Raw genomic sequence first — 17463 nt, 5'->3', positions numbered from 1 at the left:
CACCACGGTCCCCGGCCGGGCGAGAGATTTAGTATGGGCCGAATGTTGCTGCTCCGGCTCGATGTGGAAGCCCTGGCCTCGGTCCGGTTCGCCTGCTCCCCCCTGCAGGAGACCGTTCAGAGCCTGCGGGCCTGGCGCAGCCCCACCCGCTACGCCGTGCACCAGCCGCTCTTGCGGCAGGCGGCACCCCGCCTCCGGCACCTCGACTGGCCACTGCTGCAGGCACTGGTCGGCCCGACCCGGCTGGCCCCCGACTTCCTCACCCCCCACCCGCCCCGGCCGAACACCGACATCGACGACGAGTTCGCCGCCCTGCGCTCGACGCCGGCGCGGCGCGTGACACACGAACTGCTCCAGGCCGCCGACGGCCACCCCCTGAACCCGCTGCTGTCCGACGCCCAGGCAGACCCGCTCGGCCTGCTGGAACGCATCGCCCAGGCCCTGCACACCTACTGGCTCCTGGTGATCGCACCGCACTGGCCACGCATGCACGCCGTGCTGCGCGCCGATGTCCTCCACCGCGCGCGCCGCCTCACCGACGGTGGCGCGGCCGCCCTGTTCGCCGACATCGACCCGGGCCTCACCTGGCAGCCGGACCCCGGCACCCTGGCCGTCGACGCCTTCCCCGCCGAGCACCACGACCTGGTCGTCGACGGACACGGCGTGACGTTCACACCCTCCCTGTTCTGCGACCACGCCGTCACCGTCGTCGACCTCGGCCTGCCGCCCCGGATCTGGTACCCGGCCCGCGGCCTCGCCACGGCCTGGCACAGCACCTCGACCGCACCGCCGGCGGCACTCGCCGACCTGCTCGGCCGCACCCGCGCCCGGATCCTCAGCCACCTCGCAGAACCGGTGAGCACGACCGAGCTGGCCCACCGGCTGAACGTCAGCCCCGGAACGGTCAGCCAGCACCTCGGCGTCCTGCACCGCGCCGGACTGGTCACCCGCGCCCGCCACGGGCACCTCGTCCTCTACCTGCGCAGCCCACTCGGCGACCAGCTCCACACCTGAACGCGCCCTCTCGCATTGCGGAGAGGCAACGACGTGACGACGGCGCGCCCGGGCCCGCCGGAGCACCCGCCATCGCCTGCCGGAACAACTCCCGACCGTCGCCCAGCACCGGACCTGTGGCTTTCTGCACGGCCAGCCAGGACTCAACGGCCCAATTGAGACGACCTCTAAGGATCATGGTCGGATCCGGGGATCCGACCGGCCGTTCTGGTTGTGTCTCGTGGTGCCGCCGCAGGCCGGGGCCGGTCGGGGTCAGATCCAGGTGTAGTTCTCGTCCGTGATCGGCGCCAGCTCGAAGTGGCGGACCGGGGCGGTGGGGCTGTCGAGGGCGGCGATCTGCTTGCCGATCGGCGGGAAGAGCGGCAGACCGTCCACCTTGCGGTAGTCGTGCCACTCGACGGTGCCGACCTCGTGGCTGCCGTCGGGCAGCTCGTCGAACTCCTGGGTGGCGAGTCGTGCGCGGACCTCGGGGGTGACGTGGAGCCGGTAGATCAGGTGGAACTTGCGCGGCGGCGGGGTCGGGCCGGGCCGGCTGATTCGGGCGTCCGCCATCCAGATCAGCTCCGGTGCGGTGGTCGCCAGGGCGGGCGTGAGGCCGAGCTCTTCTTCGAGCTCGCGCAGGACGGCCTCGCGGTAGTCCTCGCCGTCGTGCACGTTGCCGCCGATGGTGCTGTAGTGCACGGAGTCGGCCCGGTTCCGTCGCAGCAGCGCGACATCGTCGCCGCAGAAGACCAGGCCGGTGACGCGAACCTTGATCCTGCTGAACGGCTTGGGCGTCTCGGTGGTGCTCATGGGGTTGGTTCTCCTTGATGGGGATGGTGGTGTGCTGGGGTCACCCGTAGGTCTCGCCGCTCAATGCCAGTGAGGAGTCGGTGTGTTGAGGGTTCCTGGCTTGCCCCGGGGGGGTGAAACGGCGGAGCCGGCGGCCGGTGGCGTGCATGACCGGGGCGAGGTGACAGGGGTCCATCTCCTCGATGAGGACGGTGGGCTGCTCGGTCGGGGGGTTCTTGAGGCCCGTGACGGAGACTATTCCCCGGTTTCAAGGCCGGACGTGGTGCCTCGTTGTCCGAGTGGGGCGTTCAAGCCCCCCGTCGCGCAAACAGAGAACGGCCGGCCGGACTCTCGGGTCCGACCGGCCGTTCTGTCTCTCGGATCTGCGGATCGCCCCTCACGGCACGGTGAGGGGCGACCCGATGCGGTGCCGTTCAGCCCAGGAAGTCGACGCGGTCGATCAGGCCGTCGCGCACGCGGTAGGCCACCAGGACGCGGAGCGGCTCGGCGGACAGGCCGTGGGCGATCTCCTGGTCGACCACCCAGTCGCCCTCGGTGAGCCGCCCCACGATCTCCGCCCGGCACCGGCCCTCGGCGAACTGCCCGGCGTACGTGTCCCGCAGGGCCGACCTGCCCTGGAGGAGGCTGCCGTCGGTCCGTCGGATCGTGACGTCCTCGGCGTAGGTGGCGACGAAGGCGTCGAGGTCGTGGCTGTTGTAGGCGGCGAGCTGCTGCTCGACCACGTCGCGCGGTTCGGTCATGTGCGTGGACGTTCCTTCTTCGATGGGTGGTTCAGCCCGCGAGGCGGCGGGCGGCGAGCTCGGCGTAGAGCGCGGCGCCGTCGGGGAGGACCGCGTCGTCGAACTCCGCATGGGGAGAGTGGTTGGACGGCAGGTTATCGGGGTCGCTGCCCTTCGGGGCGGCGCCGAGCCAGGCGAACGAGCCCGGGACCGCTTCGAGCACCCGGGAGAAGTCCTCCGACCCGGGGATCGGGTTCGGCAGCGTCCGGAAGCGCTCCTCGCCGAAGACCTCCCGGACGGTGTCCCCCAGGAAGTCGGTCTCGGTCCCGTCGGTCACGGTCACCGGGTACTCGGGGAGGTACTCGATCTCCGCGCGCAGGCCGTGGGCGGCCGCGATGGCCCGGACCAGCTCCACCGAGGCGTCGGCGACCTTGGCCTGTGCCTCGGCGGAGAAGGTGCGCACGGTCGCCTCGAAGCGGGCGGTGTCGGGGATGATGTTGCGCCGGGTGCCGGCCTCGAGGACCCCGACGGTGATCACCACCGGGTCGAACACGTCGAAGCGGCGGGTCACCATGGTCTGCAGGGCGGTGACGATCTCGCAGGCCGCCGGTACGGGGTCCTTGGCCCGGTGCGGCACCGCGCCGTGGCCGCCCGCACCGTGGAGGGTGACGTGCAGCGCGGCGGACGCGGCGAGGATCGGTCCGCGCCGGGAGCTGAACTCCTTGTGCGGCATGGTCGAGGACACGTGCAGGGCGTACGCGGCGACCGGGCGCCGGCCCGCCGCGTCCAGCACGCCCTCCGCGAGCATGGCGCCGGCGCCGTCCCAACCCTCCTCGCCGGGCTGGAACATGAGGACCACGTCGCCGTGCAGTTCCTCCCGCCGGGCGGCCAGCAGGTGCGCGGCGCCCGCGAGCATGGTGGTGTGCAGGTCGTGGCCGCAGGCGTGCATCGCGCCGTTCTCGGCGGCGAACGGAACTCCGGTCTTCTCCACGACCGGCAGGCCGTCCATGTCGCCGCGCAGCAGCACGGCCGGTCCCGGCCGGCCGCCCCGCAGCACCGCGGTGACCGAACTCAGGCCGGTGCCCAGGCTCACCTCCAGCGGCAGCCCGTCCAGGGCCCGCAGCACCCGCTCCTGGGTGCGCGGGAGGTCGAGGCCCACCTCGGGGAAGCGGTGCAGGTCCTGGCGGAGCCGGACCAGGTCCGGGGCCAGCGCGAGGGCGTCGTCGTGCAGGGACACAGGTACCTCCATCGGACCCGCGGGCGGCGGGATTTGTGCGGAGCGGTCTCGTACCGGGATTCTGGGCCTCGCGGCGGGAGTCTCCCGCGGATTCGCAGGATCACGCCACGAAGGGGCCCTCCCGTGAACGAATCGTCCGGAAGCCGACGGTGACCGGCGCGACGGTGACCGGTGCGGAGGTGGCGGGCAAGGAGGCGACCGGCGCCGAGGCGACGGTCGACGAGCTGGACCTCGCCCTGGTGAACGCGCTGCAGCTGCGGCCCCGGGCGCCCTGGTCGCTGCTCGGCCAGACCCTCGGGATCAGCCCGGTCACGGCGGCCCGCCGCTGGCGGCGGCTCTCGGAGGCCGGGATCGCCTGGGTGACCGCCTACGGCCTGCCGCACCCCGAGGACCCCGGGTGCGTCGCCCACCTCGACCTCGACTGCGCCCCCGACCGGATCGGGCGGATCGCCGGCGAACTGGCCGAGGACGCGCACGTGCTGAGCGTCGAGCACTTCTCCCAGGGCTGCGACCTCGCGCTCACCGCGGCCTTCACCGACCTGGCGGCGCTCTCCCGGTACACCGCCGAACGGCTCGGCCGGCTCCCCGGGGTGACCGCCGTCCGCGTCCACCTGACGACGGGCTACTACGCCGAGGGGGTCCGCTGGCGCCTGGACTCGCTGGACCCGGCCCAGCGGGTGGAACTGCACGACGACCACTCGGCGGGTCACGGGAAGCCGCCCGGAGCGCGGGCCGAAGTCCGGGAGGAGGACCGGGAGCTGCTCGTCAGGCTGGGTGTCGACGGCCGCCTCGACCAGGTCGGGCTGGCCGCCGCCACCGGGCTGAGCCCGTCCACGCTGCGCCGCCGCCTCGACCGGCTGGCCGGCTCCGACGCGATCCGCTTCCGCTGCGAGATCGCGGCCCGCGACGCCGGCCGGCCGGTCCTGGCGACCTTCCGGGCCGACCTCCCCCCGGACCGGCTCGACGAGGTCGGCCCCCAGCTCGCCAGACTCCCCGAGGTCCGGCTGTGCGTGTCCGTCACCGGCGCGCACAACCTCCTGCTCTCGGTCTGGCAGCGCTCCCTCGCCGACGTCCAGCGGCTGGAGGCCGCGCTCGCCCGCAGGTTCCCCGACCTGCGGGTGGCCGAGCGACGCGTGGCGCTGCGCACGGTGAAGCGGATGGGCCGCATCCTCGACGCGGACGGTCGCGCCGTCCGCGCCGTTCCGATGGACATCTGGCGGGACCCGGTCCCGGCTCCGTGACGGCCGGCCGGTCCCGAGGGTTCTGACAGCCGGCCGGTCCCCGCGTCCTGACGGCCGGATCCCTGGGTCCGGCCGGAGTGGCTCAGCAGACGGCGGGCACCGTGACCGTGGCGGTGGCCGGCGGCCGGCCCGCCCTGGTGGTGGTGAAGGTGGCGGTGATCCCGGTGCCGCACGGGACGGTGCTCGCGACCGGGCCGACCGTGATTCCGCCGGCGGGCACCACGGCGCCGAGGTCCTCGCGCTCCAGGCTCGCGCCGGCGGTGGTGCCGAGTTCCAGCCGGAACGAGGCGGACTGCGGGGGCCCGCCGGCCGGGCCCGCGAAGCCGGTGGCGGACGCGAGGCGTCCGTCGACCGTCAGACAGACCTGGGCCCCGACGCCGTAGCCGCAGGTGGTCGTACCCGGGGGCCGGGCGGTGGCCTGGCCGGCCCCCGCGATGCCGAGCCCGGACAGGACGGCACCGGCCGCGAGGACGGCGACGAAACGCTTCATCGGAGTTCTCTCCTTCGAGGACAGGAGGAGCCGTGGCCCTCATGTGTTATGTCACGCTGCACATGGCACATGTTCCACGGGGCCGCGACTCCACTCCCGATCGGGCCCGACTCCCGGCAGGAGTACCGGATCCGGTCCCTCGATGGCGCGAATCCGAGCCCGACCCGCCGTTCCGGTGCTCCGGGGTGCCGCCTCACCGGGCCCGGCGGGCCTGCTTCAGCTCCTCGTGCACGGCCCAGGCGTCGGCGACCGGGCCGAGGTGGGCGAGCTTCTCGGGGTTGGTGACGGAGCGGACGCTCTGCACCCGGCCCTCCAGGACGTCGAGGACCAGGACGGTCAGCACCCGGCCGTCGCCGTCGCGGAAGACGGCGCCGGGCTCGCCGTTGACCTCGTGGACCTCGAAGGTGACGTCGATCCGCGCCATCAGCGGCACGATCGCGGCGAGCAGGCGGGCGACGTTCGCCGCGCCCGCCACGGCGCGGGCGAGCTGCGGGGTCCTGCCGCCGCCGTCGCCGACCATCGTGACGTCGGCGGCCAGGAGGTCCTGGAGGCCGGCCATGTCGCCCTCCCGCAGGGCGTCGAAGAAGCGCGCCGCGAGTTCGTCCCGCTCCGCGCGCTCGGGCTCGAAGCGGGGGCGGCCGTCCCGCATGTGCTTGCGCGCCCGCACCACCAGCTGCCGGCAGGCCGCCTCGGAGCGGCCCACCGCCGCGGCGACCTCGTCGAAGCCGAAGCCGAACACCTCCCGCAGCACGAACACCGCCCGCTCCAGCGGACTGAGCCGCTCCAGCAGCAGGAGCGCCGCCATGGAGACCGAGTCGGCCAGTTCGGCCGCCCTGGCCGGGTCCTCGTACGGGTCGGTGAGCAGCGGCTCGGGGAACCACGGGCCGACGTACGCCTCGCGCCGGACCCGGGCGAGGCGCAGGACGTCGATCGAGATCCGGGTGACCGTGGTGGAGAGGAAGGCCTTCACCGAGTCGGGCCGGGTCGGTGAGGCGTCGTAACGCAGCCAGGCCTCCTGTACGGCGTCCTCGGCCTCGGCCACGCTGCCCAGGATCCGGTAGGCGATCGAGAACAGCAGCGGCCGCAGTTCCTCGAACTCCTCGACCTTGCTCACGCCGGTTTCCTCCCCCTCGAACGGACGGTTCTCGAAACGATCATGCCGGTGGCCCGCCGGGTCCGCAGTCGCGGCCCCGGCCCGCCGGGTGCCGGGGCCGCCGCCCCGGCACGCCGCGGGCCCCGGCGCCAGGCGGACCCGGGCGGTCAGTGGAACTGCCCGGCCACGTAGTCGCCGGCCGGCTGCTGGGTGATGATGTTCGCCCGGTTGGCGAGGTTCATGAACGAGATCAGCATCACCAGGGCCGCCAACTGCTCCTCGTCGTAGTGCTGGGCGGCCTTCGCCCACACCTCGTCGGGGACCCCGCCGGCCCCGTCCGCGACCCGGGTGCCCTCCTCGGCGAGGGCCAGGGCGGCGCGTTCGGCCTCGGTGTAGACCTTGGCCTCCCGCCAGGCCGCGACCAGGTTCAGCCGCACCGCGCTCTCGCCGGCGGCCGCCGCGTCCTTGGTGTGCATGTCGATGCAGAAGGCGCAGCCGTTGATCTGGCTCACCCGCAGCGCCACCAGTTCCTGGGTGGCGGCGGGCAGCGGCATGGCCTTGATCTCCTTGCCCAGCCCCATCAGGACCTTGATGGCCTTGGCGCCGGTCGGGTTGCCGAAGAAGTTCAGTCGCGCGTCCATGGGTGTGCTCCTCGGTGGTGGTCGGTGCTCCGCTCGGGTGCTTCACCCTCAAGACGGGACGGCCCGGCTCGCTGTGACACGGTCCGGAGTGACGCGCGTCACTCCGTCGATCCCGCCCCGTTTTGCAAAACCTTTGCGAAGTCCGTTGACAGGTATAGACCTTGGCGTGTTGAGTCGTCGCCGCCCAGTACCGGGCGCACCCTGCGGACTCCCTGCGCCGTCCACCGTTCCCACGATCGTGCGGCCCACCGCACTAGGGGTGATCTCGTCCATGCGTGACCGACTCTCCACCCGCCTGACCTTCGGCGCCGCCACCGCGGCCGTCCTGGCGCTGCTGGCCCCGCTCGCCCCGGCGGCCGCGGCCGCCGACCTCGACGGGGCGGCGGACTCCGCGCGCCACGGCGGGGCCGCCTACAAGCGGGTCGGGTACTTCATCCAGTGGGGCATCTACGCCCGCAACTTCCACGTCAAGGACCTGGAGACCAGCGGCACGGCCGGAAAGCTCAGCCACATCAACTACGCCTTCGGCAACGTCGGTCCGGCCGGCACCTGCCAGATCGGCGGCCCGGGCTCCGACGGGTGGGCCGACTACGTCCGGCCGGTCGGCGCGGAGGAGGCCGTGAACGGCGTCGCCGACACCGACGGCCAGGCCCTGGCGGGCAACTTCAACCAGCTGCGCGAGCTCAAGGCCAAGCACCCCGACCTCAAGGTCATGATCTCGCTGGGCGGTTGGAGCGGTTCGGCGTACTTCTCGGACGCCGTGCGCACCGAGGCGGGCCGCAAGGCGCTGGTCTCCTCCTGCATCGACCTCTACCTGAAGGGCAACCTGCCCAAGGACGGCGCCCGGGGCGGCGCGGGCGCGGCCGCCGGGATCTTCGACGGCATCGACCTCGACTGGGAGTGGCCGGGTTCCGAGGGCAACCCCGGCAACGGGATCCGCCCGGAGGACAAGCAGAACTTCACCAAGCTGGTGCACGAGTTCCGCACCCAGGTGGACGCCTACGCCCGGACGCTGAAGGGCCGCAAGCACTTCGAGCTGAGCGCGTACGTGCCCACCGCGCCCGCCAAGATCGACGCGGGCTTCGAGGTCCGGAAGATCATGAAGGACTTCGACTTCGTCAACCTCCAGGGCTACGACTTCCACGTCTCCGGCGAGAAGACCACCGCCCAGCAGTCGGCGCTGTACGCGCGCGACGACTTCAGCCTGGACGGCACCGTCGACGCCTGGCTGCGGCGCGGCGCCCCGGCGCGCAAGCTGGTCACCGGCCTGCCCTTCTACGGCCAGGGCTGGACCGGCGTCACGGGCGGCGGCAACGGTCTCGGGCAGCCGGCCGCCGGGCCCGCCCCGGCGACCTGGACGGCCGGCACCGAGGACTACAAGGCGCTGAAGAAGCTCGCCGACTCCGGCACCTACAAGCTGTACCGGGGTCAGCGCAACGGCCACGCCTGGCTGTTCGACGGCACCGCGCTGTGGACGTACGACGACGCCACCGTGCTGCGCACCAAGGCCGAGTACGTGCGCCGCGAGGGCCTCGGCGGGGCCATGATCTGGTCGCTGGACGGGGACACCCCGAACGGTGAGCTGATCACCGCGATCGACAAGGGCCTGAGCCGCCGGTAGTCGCGCCCCGGCGCACGCGGACGCGGGTCCGCCCCTCGGGAGGGACGGACCCGCGTCGTGCAGCCTGCGGCCGGTGGATCAGGCGTTGATGCAGGTGTTGCCGAACGCCGGGTTGAGCGCACCGACCAGGTTGATCGAGTTGCCGCAGATGTTGATCGGGATGTGGACCGGGATCTGGATCTGGTTGCCGGACAGCACGCCCGGGGAGCCGAAGGCCAGGCCGTTGGCGGAGGCGTCGGCGGAAGCGGTGCCGGCGCCGGCCAGCAGGGCGGCCACGGCCAGCACTCCGGCGGCGAGGGCGGTGCGAGTACGCATGTCTCTCCTTGGTGTGGATGAGTCAGCAGATCAGATCACCAATCACACCGGCGGAGGGTCCCGATCCCCCCGTATTGGTCGGAACGCGGGCGTGTCCCCGGCCTCGCCCGAGCGTGTCCCGGCATCGCCCGCCCGGGTGGGCGGTGCTCCGGGCCGGGGTGGCACCGGGGCCGGCCCTCCCGGTGCGGGAGGGCCGGCCCGTGGCGCGCTCAGCGCGCGGTCTGCTGGTCGAACTGCTGGATCAGACCCTCGGCGATCTGGGTGGTCAGGTTGCCCCGGGTGAGGTCGAACAGGTGGCTGGCCCAGGGGAGTTCGACGCTCCGGAGCGGCCGGCCCGACCCCGCCCCCGGCGGCTTCCGGCCTCAGCCGGCCGGGATCTCCTGCTCCGCCCAGATGGTCTTGCCCCGGCGGGTGTAGCGGCTGCCCCAGCGGGTGGTGAGCTGGGCGACCAGGTAGAGGCCGCGGCCGCCCTCGTCGGTGAGCCGGGCCCGGCGCATCCGGGGCTGGGTGGAGCTGGGGTCGGACACCTCGCAGGTGAGGCGCTCGGCCCGGATCAGCCGGACGCCGACCGGGCCGCCCGCGTACCGGATGGCGTTGGTGACCAGTTCGCTGAGTACCAGCTCGGTGGTGAACTCCAGCTCCTCCAGCCCCCATTGCCGCAGCTGCGCGGTGGCGGCCTCGCGGACCCGGCCGACCCCCGACGGGTCCGCCTCCAGGGTCCAGCCGGCGGTGTCCGCGGCCGGCACCGCGCGGGTCCGGGCGAGCAGCAGGGTGACGTCGTCGGTGAGTCGGTGCGCCGGCAGGTCGGCGACCAGGTCCCGGCCGAGCTGCCGCAGCGAGGCCCCGGCCGGGGTGACGGCGCCCTCCGGCGGGGAGGCCGCGGCGGCCAGCCGGTGGGCCAGCGCGTCCATGCCCTCCTCCAGGTCGTCCGCGTACCCCAGCAGCAGCCCGTCGGTGTAGAGCGCGAGCAGGCTGCCGGGCTCCAGCTCGACCTCGGTCACCTCGAACGGCAGCCCGGTCACACCGAGCGGCGGGCCCGGCCGGATCGGCACGTAGGTCACCCGGCCGTCCGGCGCCGCGACGGCGGGCGGCGGGTGCCCGGCGGAGGCCATCGCGCAGCGCCGGGACACCGGGTCGTACACCGCGTACACGCAGGTGGCGCCGAACGGCACGGTCTGCTGCTCGTCCGTGCCGTCCCCGGTGCCGTCCGACCACACGCCGTGGCCCACCGGGGGCCGGGAGGCCGCGCCGGCGCCGTCCAGGGCACCGGTCCCGGCGTCGAGGTCGTCCGGCCCCTCGTCCTCGTCCTCGTCCGGCCGCTCCGCCTCCACCATCAGCTGGGCCACCAGGTCGTCCAGGTGGACCAGCAGTTCGTCCGGTTCCAGGTCGAGGTCGGCCAGCGTCCGCACCGCCGTCCGCAGCCGCCCCATGGTGGCGCTGGCGGCCAGACCGTGCCCGACCACGTCGCCCGCGACCAGCGCCACCCGGGCGGAGGACAGCGGGATCACGTCGAACCAGTCGCCGCCGATCCCGCTCGCGGTGTCGGTGGGCAGGTAGACGCTGGCGGTGGAGACGGCGGTGGTCTCGGCCTGCGAGGGCGGCAGCAGGCTGCGCTGGAGGCCGACGGCGGCCCGGTGCTCCCGCGCGTAGCGGCGGGCGTTGTCCAGGGCGAGTGCCGCCCGGTCGGCGATCTCGCGCAGCAGCTCCAGGTCGGCCGGCAGGTAGGGCGGCCGGTGCGGGGCCCGGTGGACGGCCACCCGGCCGAGCAGCCGGCCGCCGGCCCGGAGCGGGACGGCCATCGAGGCGGGGAAGTCGGTGTGCACGCCCTGCTCGTCGGGGTGGGCGTGCACGGCGCCCCCGACCGGTGGCGGCGGTGGCGGGGCGACCGGACCGCCCGGGCCCGCGGCGGGCTCGCCGGGCGGGGCCGACACCGCGACGGCGGCGCGGCGCAGCAGCACCCGCCCGTCCCGCCCGGGCGAGGGCTCCCCGCCGGTGAACACCGCCTCGGCGACGTCCACCACCGCCAGGTCGGCCAGGCCGGGGGCGGGCTCGGCGGCCGGGTCGGCGCCGCCCGGTCCGGTCCGGGCGGCGGGCGGCGCGAGGACGGCGGCCAGTTCCTCCGCCGTCCCGGCGACCGAGAGCGAGCCGCCGACGGCGGCCGTGGCCCGGTGCAGCAGGGCGAGCCGTTCGCCCGATCGGTGCAGTTCGGTGACGTCGGTGAACAGCGCGGTGACCCCGATCACCTCTCCGTCCGGGGCCTGGAGCCGGAACGCCGAGATGGCCATCACCGCGCCGCCGGCCGGGTCCTCGATGGTGCGGACGATCTCCTCCGCGCCGATCAGCGGCCGGCCGGTGCGCAGCACGTCGTGCAGCCCGCGTTCGACGGCGGCGGCGTCCTGCGGCTGGAGGAAGTCGCCCAGCCGCCGGCCGCGCAGGTCCGGGGGGAGGCCGCTGTAGGGGAGCAGATGGGTGTTGGTGCGGACGAGGCGCAGCCGCTCGTCGAAGACGGCCAGGCCGACCCGGTCCTGGAGGAACAGCTCGCTGGTGAACGCCTGGTCCTGGCGCCAGCGGGCGATCTGCGGGGTGGGGGCGGCGAGCACCAGGTAGCGGGCCGTGTCGGAGCCGTCCGCGACCGCCGGAGCGTCCAGGGGCAGGACCTGGAAGGAGAGCCCCAGCAGTTCGCCCCGGCCGGAGCGGAACACCGCCTCGCCGGACCAGCCCGCCGCCCGCTGCCCCTCGGTGAGCTCGGACATCGCCGGCCACCCCGAGGGGTCGGCGAGCAGCTCGTGCACCGGCCGTCCGTGCACCTGCCCGGAGCCGAGGCCGAACATCCGGGCCGCCTCCGGGGTCCAGCGGACGATCCGGCCGTCCGCGTCGAGCAGGGCGCCGACGGCGTTGTCGACGAACGGGGATCGGCCACGCTGCAGCGGGTCCGCCGTGCTCATCCGGTCGGCTCCTCTCCGTCGGCGGGATCACGGCCGCGATCTCTCCATCATCCTCCGGCCCGCCGCGCCCGCCAGTTCCCGCCGGTCCCGGTCGGCGGCCCCCGTCGCGCAGGAGGCGGTGCACGGGGGGTTCTCGGGCGTCGGCTCTTATTGTAATCTCCGTCAATAAGCGCGGGCCGACGCCGCGGAGGCGAGTCCCCGCGCAGGCCACGCACCTGACGGAGGCAGCCATGGCTCACTCGGCGCAACGCACCCCCACCCTCACCCCAGGCGCCCCAGGCGGCCGCGGACGGTCCCACAGCGCCGCCGACGACGACGTGTCCGAGCGGCTGCTCGACTCGGCCGCGACGCTCTCCTACGACCCGGCCACCGAGATCGACTGGGACGCCCCGCTTGAGCCCGGGCACTACGGGCTCAACCCGGAGTGGAGCACCCTCTACGGCACCCCGCTCTGGTCGGAGATGACCGAGGAGCAGCGGGTCGTGCTCACCCGCCACGAGGTCGGCTCGATCATGACCACCGGCATCTGGTTCGAGATGATCCTCCAGCAGATGGTGCTGCGCGACCAGTACCTCAAGGACCCGGCCAGCGCCGAGTTCCGCTTCGCGCTCACCGAGATCGCCGACGAATGCCGCCACTCGATCATGTTCGCCCGGGCCTGCGAGAAGATGGGTGTCCCCCAGTACAAGCCCAACCAGCTGGTCGCCCAGGCCGGGCGCGCCTACAAGGCGCTCGCCCGCGGCGAACTCGCCTACGGCGGCATCCTGGTCGCCGAAGAGGTGCTGGACGTGATGCAGCGCGACTGGATGCGCGGCGAGAACGTCCTCGACATCGTCCGCGGCACCTCCCGGATCCATGTGGTCGAGGAGTCCCGGCACATGAAGTTCGCCCGCCAGGAGATCCGCGAACGGCTGCGCGGGGCCGGTACCCTGCGTCGCCGCAACGCCGCCTTCGGCATCGCCGCCGGCGCCTACGTCATCGTCACCAGCATGGTTCACCCGTCCGTGTACAAGGCGGCCGGACTGGACGTCGCCCGGGCCCTCGCCGAGGTCCGGGCCAGCGAGCACCGGCGCGCCATGATGCGCACCAGCAGCCGCCACCTGATGGCCTTCCTCGCCGAGAACGGCCTGCTCACCGGGCCGTCGACGAAGCTCTACCGCCGCATCCACATGCTCTGAGCACCGCGCCCCGCATCCCCGCACGCCGACCCCCACCCAGCGAGGAACCCCGCCCCCGCCATGGCCTACGCGATCACCCGGTCCTGCTGCAACGACGCCTCCTGCGTGTCCGTCTGCCCGGTCAACTGCATCCACCCCACCCCCGACGAGCCCGACTTCGGCCGCACCGACCTGCTCTACATCGACCCGGCCGCCTGCATCGACTGCGGCGCCTGCGCCGACGCCTGCCCGGTCGACGCGATCTTCCCGGTCGACCGGCTCGCCGGCCCCGACGCCGTCTACGCCGACCTCAACCGCGACTGGTACCGCGACCACCCCACCGACCACGCCTGGGGCGCGCCCGTCTTCCCGCGCAGCCTGCCCACCGGCCTCGACCTCGGCACCGGCCCGCTCCGGGTCGCCGTCGTCGGCACCGGCCCGTCCGCGAGCTACACCGCGCAGGCCCTGCTGCGCACCACCGGCGCCGAGGTCACCATGATCGACCGGCTGCCGGTGGCCGGCGGACTGCTGCGGCACGGGGTCGCCCCCGACCACCAGTCGACCAAACGGATCGCCGAGAGCTTCGCCTCCGTCTTCCACGACCCCCGGCTGCGGGTCCACCTCAACGTCGAGGTCGGCACCGACCTCGACCACGCCGAACTCGCCGCCCACCACCACGCGGTGGTGTACGCGGTCGGCGCCGCCGCGGACCGCCGGCTCGAGGTGCCCGGCGAGGACCTCCCCGGCAGCCTGCCCGCCACCACCTTCGTCCGCTGGTACAACGCCGAACCCACCGTGCCCGCCGACGCGGTCGCCCTCGGCGCCGGAACCGGCCCCGGCGCCGAACGGGCCGTGGTCGTCGGCAACGGCAACGTCGCGGTCGACATCGCCCGGATCCTGCTCACCGACCCGGACCGGCTGGCCGCCACCGACATCGCCGACCACGCCCTCGCCGCGCTGCGCCGCAGCCCGCTCCGCGAGGTCGTCCTGACCGCCCGGCGCGGGCCCGAGCACGCCGCCTGGACCGCCCCCGAGTTCCTCGCCCTCACCCGGCTCCCGGGCGTCGAGATCGTCGTGGACGACCGGCCGGAGGTGAGCGCGGCCCTGGCCGCCGCCCCCGCGGGCTCCGAGCTCGCCCTGCTCGCCGCATTGCCGAGGGAACGCCTGGACGGCTCCGCTCCGCCCCGGCCGGGCCGCCGCATCGTGCTGCGCTTCCACGCCGCACCCGTCGAACTCCTGGGCGGGGAAAGGGTCGAGGCCGTCCGCCTGGCCGGCGACGACCGGCCCCTGAGCGCCGCCCTGGTGGTCCGCTCCATCGGCCACCGCGGCGTCCCGCTCCCCGGGCTGCCCTTCGACGAGGCCACCGCGAGCGTCCCGCACCGGGGCGGTCGCGTCCTCGATCCGGCGACCGGCCGGCCGCTGCCCGGCACCTACCTCGTCGGCTGGGCCAAGCGCGGCCCCTCCGGCGGCATCGGCGCCAACCGCGCGTGCGCCGAGGAAACCGTGCACGCCCTCCTGGCCGACGCCGTCGCGGGCACCCTGCCCCACCCGACCGGTGACCGCAGGGCCTTCGACCGCCTGGTCCGCACCCGCCGCCCCGACGCCCTCGGCCTGCGCCAGCTCCGCGCCATCGACCGCGCCGAACGTGCCCGCGGCGAGGCCACCGGCCGCCCCCGCGTCAAACTCCCCACCGTCCCGGCCCTCCTGGCGGCGGCCCGACGCTGACCCGCGTTCAGACCACCTCGGCCCCGACGGCACGCAGCACGTCGCCGAGCCACACGAAGCCGTACCCGACGGTGCGCGACTCGTCCTCGGCCATCCGCCGCAGTTGCTCCCAGGCCTCGGAGGTCATCCCCAGAGTGAGCTGCGGTGGTCCCCCGTAGACGTCGGCCGCCTCCGCCGTCGGCACCGACCAGTACGGATCCGCCACGGCGATCCGTCCCTCGGAGGCCTGCGCCTCGGCCCGGCGCACGAGCACGTCGAGCACCCGCCGCAACTCGGCGAGCGGGATCCGCACGGAGGGCTCGGTGGGAAACAGGGTTCCCGGCCGGTCGAAGGCCGTCCGCAGGGCGTGACCGGTCTCGGGGGCGGTGCGCAGGTGCAGCAACTGCTGCCAGCCCTTGAGGTAGCCCTCCAGCTCGTCCAGGGGGACGTCCTCGACCTCGGCCTCGAAGCGGGCGAGGTCCGGTCCGGTCAGGGTCTCGCGGAACTCGCGGATGGTCCGTGGGCTCCCGGGGCGAGCGCTCATGGTGGTGCCTCGATTCGGCCGGGCGCGCGGAATCCGCCACCGCGGGAACGCCGTGCCCGAACCTACCCCCCGCCCGTGCCTCGGTTGCCCGGGCTCGAACAAGTCGGATCATCCTCCGAATGCCCGTCAGCTGAAGAGGGCGCTCAGGTCCAGCGGCGTGATCAGGTAGCTGTCGCTGGACGCGTCGTGGGCGTGCAGGAGGGCGGTGCGGCCGGCCGGGACGGTGGGGTCGCCGGGCGGGGTGCGGACCGCGACGAGGAGCGGCGAGCCGTCGTCCGCGGTGACCTCGGCCCAGCCGCCGGCGGCGGTGGCGTCGCCCGGGAGGACGAAACAGGAGCGGCCGACCAAGGGGAAGGGTTCGGAAGCGAGCAGGTCGCCGGGAAGCTCGTCGGGAAGAACCCCGGGCACGGCGTCGACATGGGGATCGGCGCCGCACCCCCCGTTCCGGGTCCCGGTGGCGTGGCCGACGTCGTGTCCCCCGGACACGACGTCGGCGCCAAGGCCGCTGAGCAGGGCCAGCATCCAGTACTCAGCGGTCGCCACCAGAGTCGGAAAGCCGGGTGCGGCTCTGAAATTCCCCCGCAACCGCCCCGCCCCCCAGACTCTTCCTGCAGCGCCGGATCCCCCGTGCGCCGCAGTGATCCTGTCAGGGCGAAGGCATCCGCACACTGCCAGGATCCGGCAATCTTGACGAGGTTTTGACACCCTGAAAATATCCGGAAAACGCAAGCAACGCGGGGCGGTCCGAAACGTCTGACGGAACGGATCACAGCGGCTGGTCGGGCCAGTCGAGCAGTCGCGCGCCCATCACGGCGGTCTCCAGGGTGTAGCGGTGCAGGGCGTCCGCCGGGTCGTAGCCGGTGAGGTCGCGGATGCGTTCCAGTCGGTAGCCGAGGGCGCGCACGCTCAGCCCGAGCCGCCGGGCGGTCTCCGCGTTCACGTACCCGGCCTCGGCCTGGACGGTGATGGTCCTCAGCAGTGGACGGGCGCCGCCGCGCGCGGTGGTGAGCGGACCGAGCACGGTCCGCACCAGGTCGGCCATGGCGGCCCGGTCCCGCATCAGCACCGGGAAGACCAGCAGTTCCTCGGCCCGCAGCCGGGCCGCGGGCAGGCCGAGCCGCTCCGCGTACTCCAGCGTGGCGAGCGCCTCCTCGTAACTGCGCACGATGCCGCCGGTGCCGGCGTGCCGGCGGCCGGTGGCCACCCGCAGGGCTGGCGGGTAGCCGGGTCCGGGGCGCAGGGCGAGGTCGGTGAAGGCGGCGAGCACGGCCTGTTCGCCGTCGGAGGCGATGCAGACCAGCCGCCCGTCGCGGACTGCCAGCAGCAGGGTGCGGTCGTCGTAACGGCCGGTCAGTTCGCGCAGGACCCGGTGCGGGGTGGGCGCGCCCTCCAGGTAGGCCTCGGCGCCGACGGCGACGGCGACGGTGTAGCCGGCGGCGAGCCGCAGGCCGAAGCGTTCGGCGCGTTCGGCGAGCCGGCCGAGGTCGGTGCGGCCGTGCAGCAGGTCGTTCACGAGTTCCCGCCGGTTGGCCTCCTCCTGGCGGACGGCCATCCGCTGGGCACGTTCGTGGCCCTCGGCGACGGCGCCCAGCGCGGCCTGGGTGGCGGCGAGCACGGCGTCGCCGGTGCGCCGGACCTCGGCGGTGGTGACGGCGGTGAGGCCGGGGAAGGTCTGCCAGGACGCCCGGGTGGCGCCGAGGCAGACGCCGACGAGGTCGCGCAGGCCGTGGCCGGCCTCGGCGGCGCGTTCGCCGAGGTCCCGCAGGCGTTCCAGTTCGGCGCGGCGGAGCAGGCGGCCGGTGCGGGAGACCTCGGTGAGCAGGGCGAGGCAGTGGTCGGCGAGCCGGCCGGGGATGTCGGGGGTGCCGGTTCCGTTGGCCGCCGTCATGGTGTCGTGTCCGCCCCGGCCCGTGGGTTCGGTGCGGTCGTCCGGCGGGCCGTCCGGTCGGC

At 74.1% G+C, this 17463-nt stretch carries 16 protein-coding genes; 5 read left to right on the top strand and 11 right to left on the bottom strand.

What is annotated here, in order from left to right; all coding sequences use genetic code 11:
- Positions 1-42: 42 nt before the first annotated feature.
- The gene (locus tag BLU95_RS12985; RefSeq protein ID WP_107452543.1) at positions 43-1014 is read left to right on the top strand and encodes an ArsR/SmtB family transcription factor; all 972 of its coding nucleotides are present in this window, start codon (positions 43-45) and stop codon (positions 1012-1014) included.
- Positions 1015-1266: 252 nt separating this feature from the next.
- Here the strand turns inward: BLU95_RS12985 and BLU95_RS12980 are convergent, their stop codons facing one another.
- From BLU95_RS12980 to BLU95_RS12970, 3 genes are all read right to left on the bottom strand, one after another.
- The gene (locus tag BLU95_RS12980; protein ID WP_093860167.1) at positions 1267-1806 is read right to left on the bottom strand and encodes an NUDIX domain-containing protein; all 540 of its coding nucleotides are present in this window, start codon (positions 1804-1806) and stop codon (positions 1267-1269) included.
- 413 nt (positions 1807-2219) lie between these two features.
- Positions 2220-2546, bottom strand: a complete 327-nt coding sequence (locus tag BLU95_RS12975) for a nuclear transport factor 2 family protein (RefSeq protein WP_093860166.1) — start codon at positions 2544-2546, stop codon at positions 2220-2222.
- A gap of 31 nt (positions 2547-2577) precedes the next feature.
- Positions 2578-3762, bottom strand: coding sequence for a M20 metallopeptidase family protein (locus tag BLU95_RS12970; RefSeq protein ID WP_093860165.1), 1185 nt, complete (start codon positions 3760-3762; stop codon positions 2578-2580).
- A gap of 149 nt (positions 3763-3911) precedes the next feature.
- Between BLU95_RS12970 and BLU95_RS12965 the strand changes: the two genes are divergently transcribed.
- On the top strand, positions 3912-5003 hold the full coding sequence (locus tag BLU95_RS12965) for an Lrp/AsnC family transcriptional regulator (RefSeq protein ID WP_231978542.1): 1092 nt from the start codon (positions 3912-3914) through the stop codon (positions 5001-5003).
- An 82-nt stretch (positions 5004-5085) separates the two neighbouring features.
- Here the strand turns inward: BLU95_RS12965 and BLU95_RS12960 are convergent, their stop codons facing one another.
- From BLU95_RS12960 to BLU95_RS12950, 3 genes are all read right to left on the bottom strand, one after another.
- Positions 5086-5493 carry a hypothetical protein gene (locus BLU95_RS12960; RefSeq protein WP_093860164.1) on the bottom strand — a complete coding sequence of 136 codons (408 nt, stop codon included), beginning with the start codon at positions 5491-5493 and terminating at the stop codon, positions 5086-5088.
- Between the two features lie 193 nt (positions 5494-5686).
- Complete coding sequence (locus tag BLU95_RS12955; RefSeq protein WP_093860163.1) at positions 5687-6607, bottom strand: RNA polymerase sigma-70 factor; 921 nt, start codon at positions 6605-6607, stop codon at positions 5687-5689.
- Between the two features lie 146 nt (positions 6608-6753).
- Positions 6754-7227 carry a carboxymuconolactone decarboxylase family protein gene (locus tag BLU95_RS12950; RefSeq protein ID WP_093860162.1) on the bottom strand — a complete coding sequence of 158 codons (474 nt, stop codon included), beginning with the start codon at positions 7225-7227 and terminating at the stop codon, positions 6754-6756.
- A gap of 271 nt (positions 7228-7498) precedes the next feature.
- Between BLU95_RS12950 and BLU95_RS12945 the strand changes: the two genes are divergently transcribed.
- The gene (locus BLU95_RS12945) at positions 7499-8848 is read left to right on the top strand and encodes a glycoside hydrolase family 18 protein (RefSeq protein WP_093860161.1); all 1350 of its coding nucleotides are present in this window, start codon (positions 7499-7501) and stop codon (positions 8846-8848) included.
- Between the two features lie 78 nt (positions 8849-8926).
- Here the strand turns inward: BLU95_RS12945 and BLU95_RS12940 are convergent, their stop codons facing one another.
- Both BLU95_RS12940 and BLU95_RS12935 read right to left on the bottom strand, forming a co-directional pair.
- Complete coding sequence (locus BLU95_RS12940) at positions 8927-9163, bottom strand: chaplin (RefSeq protein WP_093860160.1); 237 nt, start codon at positions 9161-9163, stop codon at positions 8927-8929.
- Positions 9164-9525: 362 nt separating this feature from the next.
- On the bottom strand, positions 9526-12108 hold the full coding sequence (locus tag BLU95_RS12935; RefSeq protein WP_093860159.1) for an ATP-binding SpoIIE family protein phosphatase: 2583 nt from the start codon (positions 12106-12108) through the stop codon (positions 9526-9528).
- 230 nt (positions 12109-12338) lie between these two features.
- On the opposite strand from BLU95_RS12935, the gene BLU95_RS12930 reads away from it, so the two are divergent.
- Both BLU95_RS12930 and BLU95_RS12925 read left to right on the top strand, forming a co-directional pair.
- Positions 12339-13286, top strand: coding sequence for an AurF N-oxygenase family protein (locus BLU95_RS12930; RefSeq protein WP_093860158.1), 948 nt, complete (start codon positions 12339-12341; stop codon positions 13284-13286).
- 60 nt (positions 13287-13346) lie between these two features.
- Positions 13347-14990 (top strand): 4Fe-4S binding protein, encoded by a 1644-nt coding sequence (locus BLU95_RS12925; RefSeq protein WP_093860157.1) that lies wholly within the window; start codon positions 13347-13349, stop codon positions 14988-14990.
- A gap of 7 nt (positions 14991-14997) precedes the next feature.
- Here the strand turns inward: BLU95_RS12925 and BLU95_RS12920 are convergent, their stop codons facing one another.
- The 3 genes from BLU95_RS12920 to BLU95_RS12910 form a co-directional block, all read right to left on the bottom strand.
- Positions 14998-15513, bottom strand: a complete 516-nt coding sequence (locus BLU95_RS12920; RefSeq protein WP_093860156.1) for a hypothetical protein — start codon at positions 15511-15513, stop codon at positions 14998-15000.
- 126 nt (positions 15514-15639) lie between these two features.
- Complete coding sequence (locus BLU95_RS12915; RefSeq protein ID WP_093860155.1) at positions 15640-16056, bottom strand: hypothetical protein; 417 nt, start codon at positions 16054-16056, stop codon at positions 15640-15642.
- Positions 16057-16279: 223 nt separating this feature from the next.
- On the bottom strand, positions 16280-17401 hold the full coding sequence (locus BLU95_RS12910; protein ID WP_093860154.1) for a PucR family transcriptional regulator: 1122 nt from the start codon (positions 17399-17401) through the stop codon (positions 16280-16282).
- Positions 17402-17463 lie beyond the last annotated feature (62 nt).

The sequence above is a fragment of the Streptomyces sp. TLI_053 genome (genome assembly GCF_900105395.1).
GTDB lineage: Bacteria > Actinomycetota > Actinomycetes > Streptomycetales > Streptomycetaceae > Kitasatospora.
This window is presented reverse-complemented; position numbering and strand designations above follow the sequence as displayed.